The sequence below is a fragment of the Pseudomonas sp. NPDC077408 genome (assembly GCF_050269105.1).
Taxonomy (GTDB): domain Bacteria; phylum Pseudomonadota; class Gammaproteobacteria; order Pseudomonadales; family Pseudomonadaceae; genus Stutzerimonas.
The window spans coordinates 25,587-41,672 of the sequence record NZ_JBNNHS010000016.1 but is presented as its reverse complement, the minus strand read 5'-3'; the positions used below and the strand labels follow the sequence as shown (position 1 = coordinate 41,672).

Sequence of the window (16,086 nt, the reverse complement as noted above, 5' to 3'; positions counted from 1 at the left end):
AATCGGCGTACTTGTTGGTCAGTACCGAACCCTGGGCTTCCATCACCGCCGGGCTGGTGTAGTTCTCCGAGGCGATCACGAAGCGCTCAACCTGCTGGCTTTCAGCAGTAAGAAAGCCGCCGAGATCATGAAAAAAGTGCTGGAGTCGGCTGTAGCCAACGCCGAGCACAACGAAGGCGCTGACGTGGATGACCTGAAGGTCTCTACGGTCTTCGTAAACGAGGGGCGTTCGCTTAAGCGCATCATGCCGCGTGCCAAAGGCCGCGCTGATCGCATCGTCAAGCGGTCTTGCCATATCACTGTCAAGGTTGCGGACAAGTAACGGAGTCGATCAGATGGGTCAGAAAGTACATCCCACTGGCATACGCCTGGGAATCGTCAAGGAGCACACTTCCGTCTGGTATGCAGACGGTCGTACATACGCCGATTATCTGCTTGCAGATCTGAACGTGCGTGCGTACCTCCAAGACAAATTAAAAAGCGCGTCCGTAAGCCGTATCGACATCCATCGTCCGGCTCAAACCGCACGCATCACCATCCACACCGCTCGTCCCGGCATCGTGATCGGCAAGAAGGGTGAGGATGTTGAGAAGCTGCGTCAGGACCTGACCAAGAGAATGGGTGTGCCTGTGCACATCAACATCGAAGAAATCCGCAAGCCGGAGCTCGATGCAATGCTGGTAGCACAGAACGTCGCTCAGCAGCTGGAACGTCGCGTAATGTTCCGCCGCGCCATGAAGCGCGCGGTACAAAACGCAATGCGTATTGGTGCCAAGGGCATCAAGATCCAGGTGAGCGGTCGTCTGGGTGGGGCTGAAATCGCCCGTACGGAATGGTATCGGGAAGGTCGTGTGCCGCTGCACACCCTGCGTGCCGATATTGACTACAACACCTACGAAGCGCACACCACCTACGGTGTGATCGGCGTCAAGGTCTGGATCTTCAAAGGCGAAGTAATTGGTGGTCGCCATGAAGAGCTCAAGCCTCAAGCGCCTGCGCCTCGTAAAAAAGCTACCAAGTAAGGAGTACGCCAAATGTTGCAACCAAAGCGTACAAAATTCCGCAAGCAAATGACTGGTCACAACCGTGGCTTGGCTCAGCGCGGTAGCAAAGTCAGCTTCGGCGAATTCGCTCTGAAGTCTGTCGCTCGTGGTCGTTTGACTGCGCGTCAGATTGAGTCCGCACGTCGTGCGTTGACTCGTCACGTGAAGCGTGGCGGAAAGATCTGGATCCGTGTTTTCCCCGACAAGCCTATCTCCAAAAAGCCGCTTGAAGTGCGGATGGGTAAAGGTAAAGGCAACGTCGAGTACTGGGTAGCCCAGATTCAGCCGGGCAAAGTGCTCTACGAGATCGAGGGTGTTTCCGAAGAGCTGGCGCGTGAGGCATTCGCCCTGGCTGCTGCAAAGCTGCCGCTCGCCACCTCCTTTGTTAAGCGGACGGTGATGTGATGAAAGCGAATGAACTTCGTGAAAAATCCGCTCAGCAGCTAAACGAGCAATTGCTCGAGCTGCTGCGCGACCAGTTCAATCTGCGTATGCAGAAAGCAACTGGCCAGTTGGGGCAGTCTCACCTGCTCTCGCAAGTCAAGCGCGACATCGCTCGTGTCAAGACTGTGCTCAACCAGCAGGCAGGTAAGTGATCATGGCTGAAGTTGAAAAAACTGTCCGCACGCTGACTGGCCGCGTCGTCAGCGACAAGATGGACAAAAGCATCACCGTTCTGATCGAACGTCGCGTCAAGCACCCGATCTACGGTAAATACGTGAAGCGTTCGACCAAACTGCACGCCCACGACGAAACCAACCAGTGCCGTATCGGCGACAAGGTCACGATTCGCGAGACTCGTCCTATGGCGAAGACCAAGTGCTGGATGTTGGTTGATGTCGTCGAACGTGCCGTCGAAGTCTAAGGGCTAAGGGTCGGAGAAATTATATGATTCAGACTCAATCGATGCTCGATGTCGCTGATAACAGTGGCGCTCGTCGCGTTATGTGTATCAAGGTTCTCGGCGGTTCGCACCGCCGTTATGCCGGCATCGGCGACATCATCAAGGTTACCGTGAAGGAAGCGATTCCACGTGGCAAGGTCAAAAAAGGCCAGGTAATGACTGCTGTAGTAGTCCGTACCCGTCACGGTGTTCGTCGTCCAGACGGCTCCATCATCCGCTTCGATGGCAATGCTGCTGTTTTGTTGAACAACAAGCAGGAGCCAATCGGCACCCGTATTTTCGGGCCGGTGACGCGTGAACTTCGTTCAGAGAAGTTTATGAAGATTGTCTCGCTCGCGCCTGAAGTGCTGTAAGGAGAAGCCGCATGCAAAAGATTCGTCGCAACGACGAGATCATCGTCATCGCCGGCAAAGACAAGGGTAAGCGCGGTAAGGTGCTCCGGGTTCTCGCTGACGACCGTTTGGTTGTTGGTGGTATCAACCTGGTGAAGCGTCATACCAAGCCGAACCCGATGTCGGGCGTTCAGGGCGGTATCGTCGAGAAGGAGGCGCCACTGCACGCCTCTAACGTCGCTATTTTCAATGGCGAAACCAACAAGGCTGACCGCGTTGGGTTCAAGGTTGAAGACGGCAAGAAAATTCGTGTCTTCAAGTCGACCCAAAAGCCGGTTGAAGCTTGAGACTGCTAGGTAGATAACCATGGCACGACTAAAAGAAGTTTATCGGAAGCAGATCGCTCCCAAGCTGAAAGAAGAGCTTCAGCTTGGTAACGTGATGGAAGTTCCGCGCATTACCAAGATCACCCTCAACATGGGTATTGGCGAGGCAATCGGTGATAAGAAAATCATCGATAACGCGGTTGCCGATCTTGAGAAAATCACCGGCCAGAAGGTCGTTGTGACTCACGCTCGCAAGTCTATCGCTGGCTTCAAGGTCCGTGAAGGCTGGCCGATCGGTGTCAAGGTGACGTTGCGCAGTGATCGTATGTACGAGTTCCTGGATCGCTTGTTGTCGATCTCCCTGCCTCGGGTTCGCGACTTCCGCGGCCTGAATGCCAAGTCGTTCGACGGCCGCGGCAACTACAGCATGGGCGTGAAAGAGCAGATCATCTTCCCGGAAATCGATTACGACAAGATCGATGCCCTGCGTGGTCTGGACATCACTCTGACCACTACTGCTCGGACGGATGAAGAGGGTCGCGCGCTGTTGCGTGCATTCAACTTCCCGTTCCGTAACTGATTGGAGTAGGCACATGGCTAAGCAAAGCATGAAGAACCGCGAGCTGAAGCGTCAGCAAACGGTTGCTAAGTACGCCCAGAAGCGTGCCGCGCTGAAAGCAACCATCGCCAATCCGGAGTCCACTCCGGAAGCGCGCTGGGAAGCTCAGGTGGCTCTGCAGAAGCAGCCTCGTGATGCAAGCGCTTCGCGCCTGCGTAACCGCTGCCGTTTGACCGGTCGTCCGCACGGTGTTTATCGCAAGTTCGGTCTTGCGCGTAACATGTTGCGTCAGGCCGCTATGCGTGGCGACGTACCAGGTCTGGTCAAAGCCAGCTGGTAAGAATGGTAGCCCGGCGTTCCTGTCGGGCTTGCTGTTCCAAAATCAAGCCCCTATGGGGCTTGATTCGTTTCTAGACTATCTCTAGAATGTCCGGCTCGCCCGAGCCACGCCTTTGGCGTTCGCTCTTCTAGCAGGCGACACGAGCCTTCGCGGGCTTATTTTTTTGTATTAGGAGCCAAGAGCCCATGAGTATGCAGGACCCGTTAGCGGACATGCTAACTCGTATCCGTAATGCCCAGATGGCTGAAAAGTCCGTCGTAAGCATGCCGTCTTCCACTCTGAAGGTGGCAGTAGCCAACGTTCTTCAGGGTGAAGGCTATATCGCAGGATACAACGTCAGCAGCGACGCCAAGCCGCAGCTGTCTATCGAGCTTAAGTATTTCGAGGGCCGTCCGGTCATCGAGGAGCTGAAGCGCGTAAGCCGTCCTGGCCTTCGCCAGTACAAATCCGTTGATCAGTTGCCGAAGGTTCGCGGCGGTCTGGGTGTTTCGATCGTGTCCACCAACAAAGGTGTGATGACTGATCGAGCTGCCCGCGCTGCTGGCGTTGGCGGCGAAGTGCTCTGCACAGTGTTCTAAGGGGGGATAAGCATGTCTCGCGTTGCTAAGAACCCCGTCAAGCTGCCCGCTGGTGTTGAATTCAACATATCCGGCCAGCAGCTTTCGGTAAAGGGTGCCAAGGGCGCTCTGGAACTGAATGTGCACTCGTCCGTGGAAGTGATTCACGAGGCTGGTGAGTTGCGTTTCGCTGCTCGCAATGGCGATCAGCAGAATCGCGCCATGGCCGGTACTACCCGTGCACTGGTTAACAACATGGTGATCGGTGTCAGTCAAGGCTTTGAGCGTAAGCTTCAGCTGGTTGGTGTTGGTTACAAGGCGCAAGCCAAAGGTCAAATGCTGTCCCTGGCTCTCGGCTTCTCGCATCCGGTGGAATATGAACTGCCGCAAGGCGTTACCGCTGAGACCCCCAGTCAGACCGATATCCTGATTAAGGGTGTCGATAAGCAACTGGTCGGTCAGGTGGCTGCTGAAATCCGCGACTTCCGCCGTCCCGAGCCTTATAAGGGCAAAGGCGTGCGTTACTCGGACGAAGTGGTCCGTCGTAAAGAAGCTAAGAAGAAGTAGGGCATAGCAAATGAGCGTAAAGAAAGTTACTCGTCTGCGTCGCGCTCGCAAGGCACGCCTGAAGATGCGCGAGCTGGAAACCGTACGCCTTTGTGTGTACCGCTCTTCCCAGCACATCTACGCCCAGGTCCTTTCGGCCGACGGCGGCAAGGTCCTGGCCAGCGCCTCGACACTGGACAAAGAACTGCGTGGCGGTGCCACTGGCAACGTCGACGCTGCCAAGAAAGTTGGTCAGCTGGTCGCTGAGCGCGCTAAGGCCGCAGGTGTCACCCAGGTGGCGTTCGACCGTTCTGGCTTCAAGTACCACGGTCGTGTGAAGGCACTGGCTGATGCTGCTCGTGAAGGCGGGCTGGAGTTCTAAGTTATGGCATATAACGAGCAAAAGCGCGACGAAGGCTACATTGAGAAGCTGGTTCAAGTTAACCGCGTCGCCAAGACTGTAAAAGGTGGTCGTATCTTCACTTTCACCGCGTTGACCGTGGTCGGTGATGGTAAGGGCCGTGTAGGTTTCGGTCGCGGCAAGTCCCGTGAAGTACCGGCTGCTATTCAGAAGGCCATGGAGGCGGCTCGCCGCAACATGATCCAGGTTGATCTGAACGGCACCACGCTGCAGTACGCTACCAAGGCGGCGCATGGCGCTTCCAAGGTCTACATGCAGCCTGCTTCCGAAGGTACTGGCGTGATCGCTGGTGGTGCCATGCGCGCCATTCTTGAAGTTGCTGGCGTGCAGAACGTTCTGGCTAAGTGCTATGGCTCCACTAACCCTGTGAACGTGGTTCATGCCACGTTCAAGGGTTTGAAAGCCATGCAGTCGCCCGAGTCGATCGCTGCCAAGCGTGGCAAGAGCGTCGAGGAGATTTCCTGATCATGGCTAACACCGTCAAGGTCACGCTGATTAAAAGCGTCAGTGGCCGTATCCCCAATCACAAGCTGTGCGTTAAGGGCCTTGGCCTTCGTCGCATTGGTCACACCGTCGAAGTTCAGGACACTCCTGAAAATCGGGGCATGATCAACAAGGCTTATTACATGCTCCGTGTGGAGGGCTAAGCCATGCAACTGAACGATTTGCGTTCTGCGCCGGGTGCCCGTCGCGAAAAACTGCGTGTGGGTCGTGGTATCGGTAGCGGCCTGGGTAAGACCGGTGGCCGCGGTCACAAGGGTCAGACCTCCCGTTCCGGTGGCAAGATTGCTCCCGGTTTCGAGGGCGGCCAGCAGCCTCTGCATCGTCGTCTGCCGAAGTTCGGCTTCGTTTCGCTAAAAGCCATGGATCGCGCAGAAGTGCGTACATCCGAGCTGGCTAAGGTCGAAGGCGACGTCGTTTCCGTGCAGAGCCTCAAGGATGCCAATGTCATCAACCAGAACGTACTGCGTGTGAAAGTCATGCTGTCAGGTGAGGTTGGTCGCGCTGTGACCCTGAAAGGCGTCGCCGCCACCAAAGGTGCGCGTGCGGCTATCGAAGCAGCTGGCGGCAAGTTCGAGGAATAAATGGCTAAGCAAGGTGCTCTCTCCGCGCTGAGTAATGGCGGGCTGTCTGAACTCTGGGCTCGTCTGCGCTTTTTGCTGATGGCGATTATCGTCTATCGGATAGGGGCGCACATCCCGGTGCCGGGGATCAATCCCGACAGGTTGGCCGAGCTGTTCCGTCAGAACGAAGGGACCATCCTTAGCCTGTTCAACATGTTTTCAGGTGGTGCGCTGGAGCGCATGAGTATCTTTGCTTTGGGGATCATGCCGTACATTTCGGCATCGATCATCATGCAGCTCATGACAGCTGTCAGTCCGCAGCTTGAACAGTTGAAAAAGGAAGGCGAGGCAGGTCGCCGCAAGATTAGCCAGTACACGCGCTATCTAGCGCTCGTTCTGGCGATCGTGCAGGCTATTGGCATGTCCGTCGGACTGGCCGGCCAAGGCGTCGCATTCAGTAGTGACTTCGGCTTCTATTTTGTCGCTATCACGACGTTTGTGGCGGGTGCGATGTTCATGATGTGGCTGGGTGAGCAGATCACTGAGCGTGGTGTCGGAAACGGCATTTCGATGTTGATTTTTGCTGGTATCGTTGCTGGCTTGCCGGGCGCCCTTGGGCAGTCCTTCGAGTCGGCTCGCCAGGGTGATGTCAATATCATTGCGCTGTTGGCGGTGGGTCTGCTGGCTGTTGCGATCATCGGTTTCGTGGTCTTCATTGAGCGTGGTCAGCGGCGGATTGCCGTGCACTACGCCAAGCGTCAGCAGGGTCGTAAGGTCTTCGCTGCGCAGACAAGTCACTTGCCCTTGAAGGTCAATATGGCTGGTGTGATTCCGGCAATCTTTGCGAGCAGCATTCTGTTGTTCCCGGCTTCGTTGGGTCAGTGGTTTGGCCAGTCCGAAAGCATGAGCTGGCTTGCTGATATCTCGCAGGCGATTGCTCCCGGTCAGCCGTTGAATATCCTGTTGTTCAGTGCCGGCATCATCTTCTTCTGCTTCTTCTATACGGCGTTGATGTTCAACCCTAAAGACGTCGCAGAAAACCTGAAGAAGTCCGGTGCGTTTATTCCAGGGATTCGTCCTGGTGAGCAGTCGGCGCGCTATATCGATGGTGTGCTGACCCGCTTGACCTTGTTCGGTGCCCTGTACATGACGGCTGTTTGCTTGCTTCCTCAGTTCCTTGTGGTAGCCGCAAATGTGCCGTTCTACCTTGGCGGGACCTCGTTGCTGATTGTGGTCGTGGTTGTAATGGACTTCATGTCCCAAGTGCAGTCACACCTGATGTCCCACCAGTACGATTCCCTGATGAAAAAAGCCAACCTGAAGGGCTACGGCAGCGGAATGCTTCGCTGAAGTCGGCTCGTAAGGTTCTAGGAGTTGGTCATGAAAGTTCGCGCATCGGTCAAAAAACTGTGCCGCAACTGCAAGATCGTTCGTCGCGAAGGCGTCGTTCGAGTGATCTGCAGCGCAGAACCGCGGCACAAACAGCGCCAAGGCTGATTGTGAGCTAAGGCTCGGGCCCGGCAGCTAGTGCGCTGCCGGGTTGATTATTTGTTATTACAGCGTTAGTATCTCGCGCCCTTTTCTTGGCTTCCGGGGCGTTGGGTAGCTGTCAATTGGAGTTTCACTGAATGGCCCGTATTGCAGGCGTAAACATTCCGGATAACAAGCACACTGTTATCTCGCTGACCTACATCTATGGTGTTGGTCGCACTCGCGCACAGACAATCTGTGCCGCTACCGGTGTAAACCCGGCAGCAAAAATCAAGGATCTCACTGACGAGCAGGTTGAACTGCTGCGTGGCGAAGTGGGCAAGTTCATCGTTGAAGGTGACCTGCGTCGCGAAGTCAACATGAAGATCAAGCGCTTGATGGACCTGGGTTGCTATCGCGGCCTGCGTCATCGTCGTGGTCTGCCAGTGCGCGGTCAGCGTACCAAGACCAACGCTCGTACCCGTAAGGGTCCGCGTAAGCCGATCCGCAAGTAATCGCATTAGCGCATCGACAGGAATCTAATCATGGCAAAACCTGCTGCTCGTCCTCGTAAAAAAGTAAAAAAGACGGTGGTTGATGGCATCGCCCACATCCATGCTTCTTTTAACAACACCATCATCACTATCACCGATCGCCAAGGCAATGCGTTGTCCTGGGCGACTTCCGGTGGTTCCGGTTTCCGCGGCTCCCGTAAGAGCACGCCGTTCGCTGCCCAGGTGGCTGCTGAGCGCGCTGGTCAGGCGGCACTGGAATATGGCCTCAAGAACCTAGACGTCAATGTCAAAGGTCCTGGTCCGGGCCGTGAATCTGCTGTTCGTGCATTGAACGGCTGTGGTTATAAAATCGCCAGCATCACCGACGTGACGCCGATCCCGCACAACGGGTGCCGTCCGCCGAAGAAGCGCCGCGTGTAATCAGGAGACAGTGAGAAATGGCTCGTTATATTGGTCCCAAGTGCAAACTGTCTCGTCGTGAAGGCACCGATCTCTTTTTGAAGAGTGGTGTGCGCGCGCTCGAATCGAAGTGCAACATCGAAACCCCACCGGGTGTTCACGGTCAGCGTCGTGGTCGTTTGTCCGACTACGGCACCCAGCTGCGTGAGAAGCAGAAAGTCCGCCGTATCTATGGTGTTCTCGAGCGCCAGTTCAGCGGTTATTACAAGGAGGCTGCCAGCCGCAAGGGCGCCACCGGTGAAAACCTTCTGCAACTGCTCGAGTGCCGTCTGGACAACGTCGTGTATCGCATGGGCTTTGGCTCTACTCGTGCCGAATCGCGTCAGCTGGTCTCGCACAAGTCGATCAGCGTCAACGGTCAGACTGTGAACGTTCCGTCTTACCAGGTTAAAGCTGGTGATGTGGTAGCCGTTCGTGAGAAATGCCGCAACCAGCTGCGTATCGCCCAAGCCCTTGAACTGTGCGTACAGCGCGGTCGCGTTGAATGGGTCGAAGTAGATGCCGACAAGAAATCCGGTGTTTTCAAAAATGTTCCGGCGCGCAGTGATCTGTCAGCCGACATTAACGAAAACCTGATTGTCGAGCTCTACTCCAAGTAAGGGCTAGAAAATAGGTGTATCCATGCAGATTTCGGTAAATGAGTTCCTGACCCCCCGCCATATCGATGTGCAGGTGGTCAGTCCGACCCGTGCCAAGATCACACTCGAGCCCCTCGAGCGCGGTTTTGGCCATACCCTGGGCAACGCGCTGCGTCGCATTCTGTTGTCCTCCATGCCCGGCTGTGCTGTGGTCGAGGCTGAGATCGACGGTGTGCTCCACGAGTACAGCGCTATCGAGGGCGTGCAGGAAGATGTCATCGAAATCCTGCTGAACCTCAAAGGTATCGCCATCAAGCTGCACGGCCGTGATGAAGTGACCTTGAGCCTGGTGAAGAAGGGCGCGGGCGCTGTTACCGCTGCCGATATCCAGCTGGATCACGATGTCGAAATCGTCAATGCCGATCACCTGATCGCCAATCTGGCGGCTAATGGCTCGATCAACATGAAGCTCAAGGTCGCTCGCGGCCGTGGCTACGAGCCGGCTGATGCACGTCAGAGCGATGAAGATGAAAGCCGCAGTATTGGGCGTCTTCAGCTCGACGCAACCTTCAGCCCGGTCCGTCGCGTGGCTTATGTTGTCGAAAATGCTCGTGTTGAGCAGCGTACCAACTTGGACAAGCTGGTTATCGACCTGGAAACCAACGGAACCCTGGATCCTGAAGAAGCGATCCGTCGTGCCGCGACCATTCTGCAGCAGCAGTTGGCCGCGTTCGTCGACCTTAAGGGTGACAGCGAGCCGGTCGTGGTCGAGCAGGAAGACGAGATCGATCCGATCCTGTTGCGTCCAGTTGACGACTTGGAACTGACCGTACGTTCGGCGAACTGCCTCAAGGCAGAAAACATCTACTACATCGGTGATCTGATTCAGCGCACCGAAGTCGAGCTGTTGAAGACGCCGAACCTAGGCAAGAAATCTCTGACCGAAATCAAAGATGTTCTGGCTTCTCGTGGTCTGTCCCTCGGCATGCGCCTCGACAATTGGCCGCCGGCCAGTCTCAAGAAGGACGATAAGGCTACGGCCTGATCGACCATAGTCACCGAACTGATCGTTTGGTAAGGAATTTCAATCATGCGTCATCGTAAAAGTGGCCGTCATCTCAGCCGCACAAGCGCTCACCGCAAGGCCATGTTTCAGAACATGGCTGTGTCGCTGTTCGAGCACGAACTGATCAAAACAACCCTGCCCAAGGCCAAGGAACTGCGTCGCGTAGCCGAGCCGCTGATCACTCTGGCTAAGGAAGACAGCGTCGCTAACCGTCGTCTGGCTTTCGACCGTACTCGCTCCAAGGCTATTGTTGGCAAGCTGTTCAACGATCTAGGTCCGCGTTACGCCGCTCGTCAGGGTGGTTACCTGCGTATTCTCAAGTGCGGATTCCGCGCCGGAGACAATGCGCCGATGGCTTACGTTGAGCTTGTTGACCGTCCGGTCACCGGTGAAGTGGAAGCTGCTGAGTAAGTTTTGCTTACTTAAAAAAACCGAGCTTATGCTCGGTTTTTTTATGCGGGTAGATTGGTTCCTTATTACCCTAGTCTGATTGGTGTATTGGCTTTTTGAAGGCGTCTTTCTAGAACGCCAGGCCAATCGCAGGCATTCAGCTGAAGATGACATGAGCGAAACATGGCTGCTTAAGGTATCCGCTCTTCGTTTGCTGCTAGTCACAGTTCGCTAGGCTCGTGGTCATGGGCCCGCTATGTGCCCGCTCTTTGTGTCGCGGACGCGCGCGTTACGGTTGTGGCGGTAGGGAGCGAGACGTTGTCGACCACCAATAGGGTAAGCGACCCTAAGGCGGAGTGAATGCGTTGAGCTACGCTCACCCGTATACCGTGGGTGCTGCTTCTGGCGTATGGGCGGACGTTGAGAGGCCTGGGATTGATCCCGACGGGATAGCTGGATAGCTGGATAGCTGATGTTAAAGGCCGGGCGCTTATGCCCGGCTTTTTTATGCTGTCAGGCTTTGTCGCGCTCCAGCAAGGGTTTTAGGAAGTGGCCGGTATGTGACTGGGGCATTGAGGCCACTTGTTCCGGCGTACCTGTTGCGATGATCTGACCGCCCTTCGAGCCTCCTTCCGGCCCCAGATCGACTAGCCAGTCAGCGGTTTTGATTACATCCAGGTTGTGTTCGATCACCACGACAGTATTGCCGTGGTCGCGAAGGCGGTGGAGCACGTCTAGGAGTTGCTGGATATCCGCGAAGTGCAACCCAGTGGTTGGTTCATCGAGGATGTAGAGCGTCTTGCCGGTGTCGCGTTTGGAGAGTTCGCGTGACAATTTGACCCGCTGAGCCTCTCCGCCTGAAAGGGTGGTCGCGCTCTGTCCTAACTTGATATAGGAGAGCCCGACATCCATCAGCGTTTGCAGCTTGCGCGCCACCGCAGGGACCGGATCGAAGAATTCCCGGGCTTCTTCGATCGTCATTCCCAGTACTTCCGTGATGCTCTTGCCTTTGTACTTCACCTCTAGTGTCTCGCGGTTATAGCGTTTGCCCTTGCATACGTCGCAGGGCACGTAGATGTCCGGAAGGAAGTGCATCTCCACCTTGATCACGCCGTCGCCCTGGCAGGCTTCGCATCTCCCACCTTTGACGTTGAAGGAAAAGCGCCCGGGGCCATAGCCGCGTGAACGTGCTTCCGGCACGCCAGCAAAGAGTTCTCGAATAGGCGTGAAAAGCCCAGTGTAGGTGGCCGGGTTGGAGCGTGGCGTACGGCCGATCGGGCTTTGGTCTATGTCCACCACCTTGTCCAGATGCTGCAGGCCGTCGAACGAATCGTGCGGCGACACTTCAAGAGTGGTAGCGCCGTTCAGGGCCGTGGCGGTGATCGGAAACAGCGTATTGTTGATTAGCGTCGATTTGCCCGACCCGGACACGCCGGTGATGCAGGTAAGCAGTCCAACCGGAATCTCTAGATCGACATTACGTAGATTGTTGCCGCGGGCGCCTTTCAACCTCAGCAGTTTTTCAGGGTCGCGCGGAGTGCGTTTTTCGGGGTAGAGGATCTTCACTCGGCCCGAAAGGTAGCCGCCTGTAAGCGAGGCGGGGTTACTCATTACCTCGTCTGGCGTGCCTTCAGCGACGATCTGGCCACCATGAACGCCGGCGCCCGGTCCGATATCGACCACATAATCCGCCATACGGATGGCGTCTTCGTCGTGCTCTACGACGATGACGGTATTGCCGATGTCCCGTAGGTGGCGAAGCGTGCCCAGCAGGCGCTCGTTGTCCCGTTGATGGAGCCCGATGGAAGGTTCGTCGAGGATGTACATGACGCCGACCAGGCCGGCACCAATCTGGCTCGCCAGGCGGATGCGCTGAGCTTCGCCGCCCGATAGGGTGTCGGCGCTGCGGTCCAGGGTCAGGTAGTCGAGGCCGACATTCACCAGGAACTGGAGGCGCTCGCAGATTTCCTTGAGGATCTTATCGGCAATCTCGCCTCGGCGGCCTGGCAGCGTAAGACCGCCAAAATACTCGGTGGCGTCGCCAATAGGCAGCCCGGTCACTGCGGGCAGCGTCTTGTCCCCGACCCAGACATGGCGAGCTTCGCGGCGCAGCCGGGTGCCTCGACATTCCGGGCAGGGCTGGGTGCTGAGGTATTTGGCCAGCTCCTCACGCACCGAATTGGACTCGGTTTCACGGTAACGGCGCTCGAGGTTGGGAATGATGCCCTCAAAGGGGTGCGAACGTTTGACGATGTCCCCGCGGTCGTTCAGGTAGCGAAAGTCAATATTCTCCTTGCCGCTGCCGCGCAAAACGAACTTCTGCTGGTCGGGCGGCAGTGAGTCAAACGGTTCGTCGAGACTGAAGCCGTAATGCGAGGCGAGTGAGCCGAGCATCTGAAAGTAATAGACGTTGCGGCGATCCCAGCCACGAATAGCACCTTCAGCCAGCGTCAGCTCGCCGTTGACTAGGCGTTTGGCATCGAAGAATTGTTTGACGCCGAGGCCGTCGCAGGTCGGGCACGCCCCGGCTGGGTTGTTGAAGGAGAACAGCTTGGGCTCCAGCTCGCTGATCGAGTGCCCGCAGATGGGGCAGGCGAAGCGAGCCGAGAAGATCATCTCATCGCTGTCATCGCCCTCTTCCATCGAGGCGACCAGGGCTATGCCGTCGGCGAGCTTCAGTGCGGTTTCGAATGATTCGGCGAGTCGTTGCTGAAGATCGCTACGGACCTTGAAGCGATCGACCACAACGTCGATGGAGTGTTTTTTCTGCTTGTCCAGTTTGGGCAGCTCATCGAGTTCGCAGAGCCGACCGTTGACCCGCGCGCGGACAAAGCCCTGAGCGCGCAGCTCGTCGAATACCGCCAGGTGCTCGCCCTTGCGCTCGCGGATGACTGGGGCTAGCAGCATCAGCTTGCGGCCTTCCGGCAGTGCCAGCACCTGGTCGACCATCTGGCTCACCGTCTGGGCCTCCAGTGGCGCGTCATGGTCGGGGCATCGTGGCGTGCCAGCGCGTGCATAGAGCAGTCGCAGGTAATCGTAGATCTCGGTAATGGTGCCAACCGTGGAGCGCGGATTGTGCGAGGTCGACTTCTGCTCGATGGAAATGGCAGGAGAGAGCCCTTCGATGGTATCGACGTCGGGCTTTTCCATTATCGAGAGGAATTGCCGGGCGTACGCCGATAGGGATTCGACGTAGCGGCGCTGGCCCTCGGCATAAAGCGTGTCGAAGGCCAGCGAGGACTTGCCCGAACCGGACAGGCCAGTGATCACGATCAGTTTGTCGCGTGGCAAGGTCAGGTCGATGTTTTTCAGGTTGTGGGTACGAGCCCCACGAATCAGAATCTTGTCCAAAGCAGCCTCGCATGGCGGGCGAAAACCCGAAAGTATACGGCCAGGGGCGACATCACGGCAAAGTAGCGAGCCTGTGCCGAGCAGGGGATGACTGCTAGAATCGCCGCCGGTTAATTCAAGCGAGACCCCACATGCATGATCCTTACAGCGAGGGCATGAGCACTAGCGAAACCCGTGCAGCCTCCGGCTTAGCCCTGGTTTTCGCGTTTCGCATGCTCGGCATGTTCATGGTTCTGCCGGTGCTGGCAACCTATGGTATGGATCTGCAGGGCGCAACGCCGGCACTCATTGGTCTCGCCATTGGTGCTTATGGTTTGACCCAAGCGGTGCTGCAAATTCCGTTCGGAATGATCTCTGATCGAATTGGACGCCTTCCGGTGATCTATTTCGGGCTACTGATCTTTGCCGCGGGCGCTGTGCTCGCCGCAACGGCCGACACCATCTGGGGGGTGATCGCCGGTCGCGTCCTACAAGGGGCCGGCGCGATTTCGGCTGCGGTAATGGCCTTACTATCCGACCTGACTCGGGAACAGCATCGCACCAAAGCAATGGCGATGATTGGCATGAGCATCGGCGTATCGTTCGCGGTGGCGATGGTTGTCGGTCCGCTACTGACAAGCGCATTCGGACTCTCAGGGTTGTTCTGGGTAACTGGAGGCATGGCGGTGCTAGGCATTCTCGTCGTAGCCGTGCTTCCGCGCGCGCCTGCACATATCAGGCACCGCGAATCCGGGGTTGCCAGGCAGGCGCTGGGATCAACGCTTCGTCATCCCGATCTGCTTCGGCTTGATTTCAGTATTTTCGCGCTCCATGCCGTTCTCATGGCCAGCTTCGTGGCGTTGCCGTTGGCGCTTGTGAATGAAGCCGCTTTGCCCAAGGAGGAGCACTGGTGGGTGTACCTTACCGCGCTGGTGGTAGGTTTCTTCGGTATGGTGCCTTTCATCATATATGGTGAAAAAAAGCGACAGATGAAGCGCGTGGTACTTGGCGCGGTAGCTGTACTGGTGCTCTCCGAGTTGTTTCTCTGGTGGTTCGGCAATCGGCTCTGGTCGCTGGTCGCCGGCATGATCGTCTTCTTCATCGCTTTCAACTTGCTGGAAGCTTCGTTGCCGTCGCTGATTAGCAAGGTCGCCCCTGCAGGTGGTAAGGGAACGGCGATGGGGATTTACTCAACGAGTCAGTTTCTCGGCTCCGGCCTGGGCGGCGTGCTTGGCGGTTGGCTCTATCAGCAGGGTGGGCTAGGCCTGGTATTTGCTGGTTGTGCAGCGCTCTGCTCGCTCTGGTTTGCCGTGACTTGGAGTATGCGTGAGCCTCCCTATGTAACGGGGCTTCGTCTGCCGCTGTCGGCCGGGGCAGCGCGTAATCCGGCGCTCACCGAACAAATGATGGCGGTCCCTGGTGTGTCCGACGCAGTGGTCATCACCGAGGAGGCCGCTGCTTATGTGAAGGTGGACCTGAAAGCGCTGGATCGGGCTGCACTGGATCACTTGGTGGCCTGATCGAGCGACGCCACTTGCCCGTCGACAGACTTGTAGCTTTGGGCATCGTCCGGTCGCACCGGTTGGCCGACCTCCGGCGGTAGGGTAAGATTGCCGGTCATTGGTTGTTTCCCGATCACGAGGATTCCAGCCAACTACATTCATGTTTCAGCAAAGGAGTTACCCATGGCCAGAGGGGTGAATAAAGTCATCTTGATCGGCAATGTCGGCGGCGACCCGGAAACCCGCTACATGCCCAATGGCAATGCGGTGACCAATATCACGCTGGCCACCACCGACAGCTGGAAAGACAAGCAGACTGGCCAGCAGCAGGAGCGCACCGAGTGGCATCGTGTTGTGCTGTTCGGCAAGGTTGCCGAGATTGCTGGCGAGTACCTGCGCAAGGGCTCGCAGTGTTATATCGAGGGTCGCCTGCAAACCCGAGAGTGGGAAAAGGATGGCGTCAAGCGCTATACCACCGAGGTGGTAGTCGACATGGGCGGCACCATGCAGCTGCTCGGCGGCCGTGGTGGCAGCTCCGATGACGCGCCTCGTCAGCCTCAGCCACGCCCTCAGCGTGACTCCCAGCCGCAACAGCAACAACAATCGCGCCCGCAGTCTCAGCCGCAGCCTGCCCAGCAGCCGGCCCCGGACTACGACAGCTTCGACGACGATATCCCGTTCTAG

Annotated in this window: 24 protein-coding genes and 2 pseudogenes; 24 read left to right on the top strand and 2 right to left on the bottom strand. The window is 57.0% G+C overall.

Going from position 1 to position 16,086, the window contains the following annotated elements; genetic code table 11:
- A pseudogene (locus ACQKEK_RS22805) lies at positions 1-79 on the bottom strand (hypothetical protein); the annotation flags it as partial.
- Here ACQKEK_RS22805 and rplV point away from each other — a divergent pair.
- The 22 genes and pseudogenes from rplV to rplQ form a co-directional block, all read left to right on the top strand.
- Positions 80-322 (top strand): annotated as a pseudogene (rplV, locus tag ACQKEK_RS22800) (50S ribosomal protein L22); the annotation flags it as partial.
- Positions 323-335: 13 nt separating this feature from the next.
- Entirely contained in the window at positions 336-1,022 is a 687-nt protein-coding gene (gene rpsC / locus ACQKEK_RS22795; protein ID WP_046164400.1) for a 30S ribosomal protein S3, read from the top strand.
- Between the two features lie 12 nt (positions 1,023-1,034).
- Positions 1,035-1,448 (top strand): 50S ribosomal protein L16, encoded by a 414-nt coding sequence (gene rplP / locus ACQKEK_RS22790; RefSeq protein WP_003176421.1) that lies wholly within the window; start codon positions 1,035-1,037, stop codon positions 1,446-1,448.
- On the top strand, positions 1,448-1,639 hold the full coding sequence (gene rpmC, locus ACQKEK_RS22785) for a 50S ribosomal protein L29 (protein WP_003289209.1): 192 nt from the start codon (positions 1,448-1,450) through the stop codon (positions 1,637-1,639). Before rplP ends, rpmC begins: the two co-directional genes overlap by 1 nt.
- Before the next feature lie 2 nt (positions 1,640-1,641).
- A complete protein-coding gene (gene rpsQ / locus ACQKEK_RS22780; RefSeq protein ID WP_025240347.1) occupies positions 1,642-1,908 on the top strand; it encodes a 30S ribosomal protein S17 in 267 nt (88 codons plus the stop codon).
- Between the two features lie 23 nt (positions 1,909-1,931).
- Positions 1,932-2,300 (top strand): 50S ribosomal protein L14, encoded by a 369-nt coding sequence (gene rplN, locus ACQKEK_RS22775; protein ID WP_003289207.1) that lies wholly within the window; start codon positions 1,932-1,934, stop codon positions 2,298-2,300.
- 11 nt (positions 2,301-2,311) lie between these two features.
- Positions 2,312-2,626 (top strand): 50S ribosomal protein L24, encoded by a 315-nt coding sequence (gene rplX, locus ACQKEK_RS22770; protein WP_019339971.1) that lies wholly within the window; start codon positions 2,312-2,314, stop codon positions 2,624-2,626.
- A 19-nt stretch (positions 2,627-2,645) separates the two neighbouring features.
- A complete protein-coding gene (gene rplE, locus ACQKEK_RS22765; RefSeq protein WP_019339970.1) occupies positions 2,646-3,185 on the top strand; it encodes a 50S ribosomal protein L5 in 540 nt (179 codons plus the stop codon).
- 13 nt (positions 3,186-3,198) lie between these two features.
- Entirely contained in the window at positions 3,199-3,504 is a 306-nt protein-coding gene (gene rpsN / locus ACQKEK_RS22760; protein WP_046164401.1) for a 30S ribosomal protein S14, read from the top strand.
- A 185-nt stretch (positions 3,505-3,689) separates the two neighbouring features.
- Positions 3,690-4,082: a 30S ribosomal protein S8 gene (gene rpsH, locus ACQKEK_RS22755; RefSeq protein ID WP_003281824.1), complete on the top strand. Its 393-nt coding sequence runs from the start codon at positions 3,690-3,692 to the stop codon at positions 4,080-4,082.
- 12 nt (positions 4,083-4,094) lie between these two features.
- A complete protein-coding gene (gene rplF, locus ACQKEK_RS22750) occupies positions 4,095-4,628 on the top strand; it encodes a 50S ribosomal protein L6 (protein ID WP_499144368.1) in 534 nt (177 codons plus the stop codon).
- 10 nt (positions 4,629-4,638) lie between these two features.
- Positions 4,639-4,989 (top strand): 50S ribosomal protein L18, encoded by a 351-nt coding sequence (gene rplR, locus ACQKEK_RS22745; RefSeq protein ID WP_019339967.1) that lies wholly within the window; start codon positions 4,639-4,641, stop codon positions 4,987-4,989.
- A 3-nt stretch (positions 4,990-4,992) separates the two neighbouring features.
- The gene (rpsE, locus tag ACQKEK_RS22740; RefSeq protein WP_019339966.1) at positions 4,993-5,493 is read left to right on the top strand and encodes a 30S ribosomal protein S5; all 501 of its coding nucleotides are present in this window, start codon (positions 4,993-4,995) and stop codon (positions 5,491-5,493) included.
- 2 nt (positions 5,494-5,495) lie between these two features.
- A complete protein-coding gene (gene rpmD / locus ACQKEK_RS22735; RefSeq protein WP_003281818.1) occupies positions 5,496-5,675 on the top strand; it encodes a 50S ribosomal protein L30 in 180 nt (59 codons plus the stop codon).
- Between the two features lie 3 nt (positions 5,676-5,678).
- Entirely contained in the window at positions 5,679-6,113 is a 435-nt protein-coding gene (gene rplO, locus ACQKEK_RS22730; RefSeq protein ID WP_499144369.1) for a 50S ribosomal protein L15, read from the top strand.
- Entirely contained in the window at positions 6,114-7,442 is a 1,329-nt protein-coding gene (gene secY / locus ACQKEK_RS22725) for a preprotein translocase subunit SecY (protein ID WP_046164402.1), read from the top strand.
- A 30-nt stretch (positions 7,443-7,472) separates the two neighbouring features.
- Positions 7,473-7,589, top strand: coding sequence for a 50S ribosomal protein L36 (gene rpmJ, locus ACQKEK_RS22720; RefSeq protein WP_014854209.1), 117 nt, complete (start codon positions 7,473-7,475; stop codon positions 7,587-7,589).
- Positions 7,590-7,720: 131 nt separating this feature from the next.
- On the top strand, positions 7,721-8,077 hold the full coding sequence (rpsM, locus tag ACQKEK_RS22715) for a 30S ribosomal protein S13 (protein WP_073301056.1): 357 nt from the start codon (positions 7,721-7,723) through the stop codon (positions 8,075-8,077).
- Between the two features lie 30 nt (positions 8,078-8,107).
- A complete protein-coding gene (gene rpsK / locus ACQKEK_RS22710) occupies positions 8,108-8,497 on the top strand; it encodes a 30S ribosomal protein S11 (protein ID WP_014854207.1) in 390 nt (129 codons plus the stop codon).
- Between the two features lie 17 nt (positions 8,498-8,514).
- Positions 8,515-9,135, top strand: coding sequence for a 30S ribosomal protein S4 (gene rpsD / locus ACQKEK_RS22705; RefSeq protein ID WP_045430555.1), 621 nt, complete (start codon positions 8,515-8,517; stop codon positions 9,133-9,135).
- A gap of 22 nt (positions 9,136-9,157) precedes the next feature.
- Complete coding sequence (locus tag ACQKEK_RS22700) at positions 9,158-10,159, top strand: DNA-directed RNA polymerase subunit alpha (RefSeq protein WP_499144370.1); 1,002 nt, start codon at positions 9,158-9,160, stop codon at positions 10,157-10,159.
- 45 nt (positions 10,160-10,204) lie between these two features.
- Positions 10,205-10,591, top strand: a complete 387-nt coding sequence (gene rplQ / locus ACQKEK_RS22695; RefSeq protein ID WP_025240355.1) for a 50S ribosomal protein L17 — start codon at positions 10,205-10,207, stop codon at positions 10,589-10,591.
- A gap of 492 nt (positions 10,592-11,083) precedes the next feature.
- On the opposite strand, the gene uvrA is transcribed toward rplQ, so the two are convergent.
- On the bottom strand, positions 11,084-13,921 hold the full coding sequence (gene uvrA, locus ACQKEK_RS22690) for an excinuclease ABC subunit UvrA (protein ID WP_499144371.1): 2,838 nt from the start codon (positions 13,919-13,921) through the stop codon (positions 11,084-11,086).
- A 131-nt stretch (positions 13,922-14,052) separates the two neighbouring features.
- On the opposite strand from uvrA, the gene ACQKEK_RS22685 reads away from it, so the two are divergent.
- Together ACQKEK_RS22685 and ACQKEK_RS22680 are read left to right on the top strand one after the other, a co-directional pair.
- Positions 14,053-15,420, top strand: a complete 1,368-nt coding sequence (locus ACQKEK_RS22685; RefSeq protein ID WP_499144372.1) for an MFS transporter — start codon at positions 14,053-14,055, stop codon at positions 15,418-15,420.
- Between the two features lie 165 nt (positions 15,421-15,585).
- A complete protein-coding gene (locus ACQKEK_RS22680) occupies positions 15,586-16,086 on the top strand; it encodes a single-stranded DNA-binding protein (RefSeq protein ID WP_216706983.1) in 501 nt (166 codons plus the stop codon).

What these genes read in the sequence shown, in the direction of transcription:
- rplR (WP_019339967.1), top strand. Translation starts at nt 4,639, where the DNA reads ATGAGCGTAAAGAAAGTTACTCGTCTGCGTCGCGCTCGCAAGGCACGC.
- rplN (WP_003289207.1), top strand. Translation starts at nt 1,932, where the DNA reads ATGATTCAGACTCAATCGATGCTCGATGTCGCTGATAACAGTGGCGCT.
- ACQKEK_RS22700 (WP_499144370.1), top strand. Translation starts at nt 9,158, where the DNA reads ATGCAGATTTCGGTAAATGAGTTCCTGACCCCCCGCCATATCGATGTG.
- rpsM (WP_073301056.1), top strand. Translation starts at nt 7,721, where the DNA reads ATGGCCCGTATTGCAGGCGTAAACATTCCGGATAACAAGCACACTGTT.
- rpsE (WP_019339966.1), top strand. Translation starts at nt 4,993, where the DNA reads ATGGCATATAACGAGCAAAAGCGCGACGAAGGCTACATTGAGAAGCTG.
- rpsK (WP_014854207.1), top strand. Translation starts at nt 8,108, where the DNA reads ATGGCAAAACCTGCTGCTCGTCCTCGTAAAAAAGTAAAAAAGACGGTG.
- rpsN (WP_046164401.1), top strand. Translation starts at nt 3,199, where the DNA reads ATGGCTAAGCAAAGCATGAAGAACCGCGAGCTGAAGCGTCAGCAAACG.
- rplF (WP_499144368.1), top strand. Translation starts at nt 4,095, where the DNA reads ATGTCTCGCGTTGCTAAGAACCCCGTCAAGCTGCCCGCTGGTGTTGAA.
- rpsQ (WP_025240347.1), top strand. Translation starts at nt 1,642, where the DNA reads ATGGCTGAAGTTGAAAAAACTGTCCGCACGCTGACTGGCCGCGTCGTC.
- rpmJ (WP_014854209.1), top strand. Translation starts at nt 7,473, where the DNA reads ATGAAAGTTCGCGCATCGGTCAAAAAACTGTGCCGCAACTGCAAGATC.
- rpsH (WP_003281824.1), top strand. Translation starts at nt 3,690, where the DNA reads ATGAGTATGCAGGACCCGTTAGCGGACATGCTAACTCGTATCCGTAAT.
- rpmC (WP_003289209.1), top strand. Translation starts at nt 1,448, where the DNA reads ATGAAAGCGAATGAACTTCGTGAAAAATCCGCTCAGCAGCTAAACGAG.
- ACQKEK_RS22685 (WP_499144372.1), top strand. Translation starts at nt 14,053, where the DNA reads ATGCATGATCCTTACAGCGAGGGCATGAGCACTAGCGAAACCCGTGCA.
- ACQKEK_RS22680 (WP_216706983.1), top strand. Translation starts at nt 15,586, where the DNA reads ATGGCCAGAGGGGTGAATAAAGTCATCTTGATCGGCAATGTCGGCGGC.
- rplQ (WP_025240355.1), top strand. Translation starts at nt 10,205, where the DNA reads ATGCGTCATCGTAAAAGTGGCCGTCATCTCAGCCGCACAAGCGCTCAC.
- secY (WP_046164402.1), top strand. Translation starts at nt 6,114, where the DNA reads ATGGCTAAGCAAGGTGCTCTCTCCGCGCTGAGTAATGGCGGGCTGTCT.
- rplE (WP_019339970.1), top strand. Translation starts at nt 2,646, where the DNA reads ATGGCACGACTAAAAGAAGTTTATCGGAAGCAGATCGCTCCCAAGCTG.
- rpmD (WP_003281818.1), top strand. Translation starts at nt 5,496, where the DNA reads ATGGCTAACACCGTCAAGGTCACGCTGATTAAAAGCGTCAGTGGCCGT.
- rpsD (WP_045430555.1), top strand. Translation starts at nt 8,515, where the DNA reads ATGGCTCGTTATATTGGTCCCAAGTGCAAACTGTCTCGTCGTGAAGGC.
- rplO (WP_499144369.1), top strand. Translation starts at nt 5,679, where the DNA reads ATGCAACTGAACGATTTGCGTTCTGCGCCGGGTGCCCGTCGCGAAAAA.
- rplP (WP_003176421.1), top strand. Translation starts at nt 1,035, where the DNA reads ATGTTGCAACCAAAGCGTACAAAATTCCGCAAGCAAATGACTGGTCAC.
- rpsC (WP_046164400.1), top strand. Translation starts at nt 336, where the DNA reads ATGGGTCAGAAAGTACATCCCACTGGCATACGCCTGGGAATCGTCAAG.
- rplX (WP_019339971.1), top strand. Translation starts at nt 2,312, where the DNA reads ATGCAAAAGATTCGTCGCAACGACGAGATCATCGTCATCGCCGGCAAA.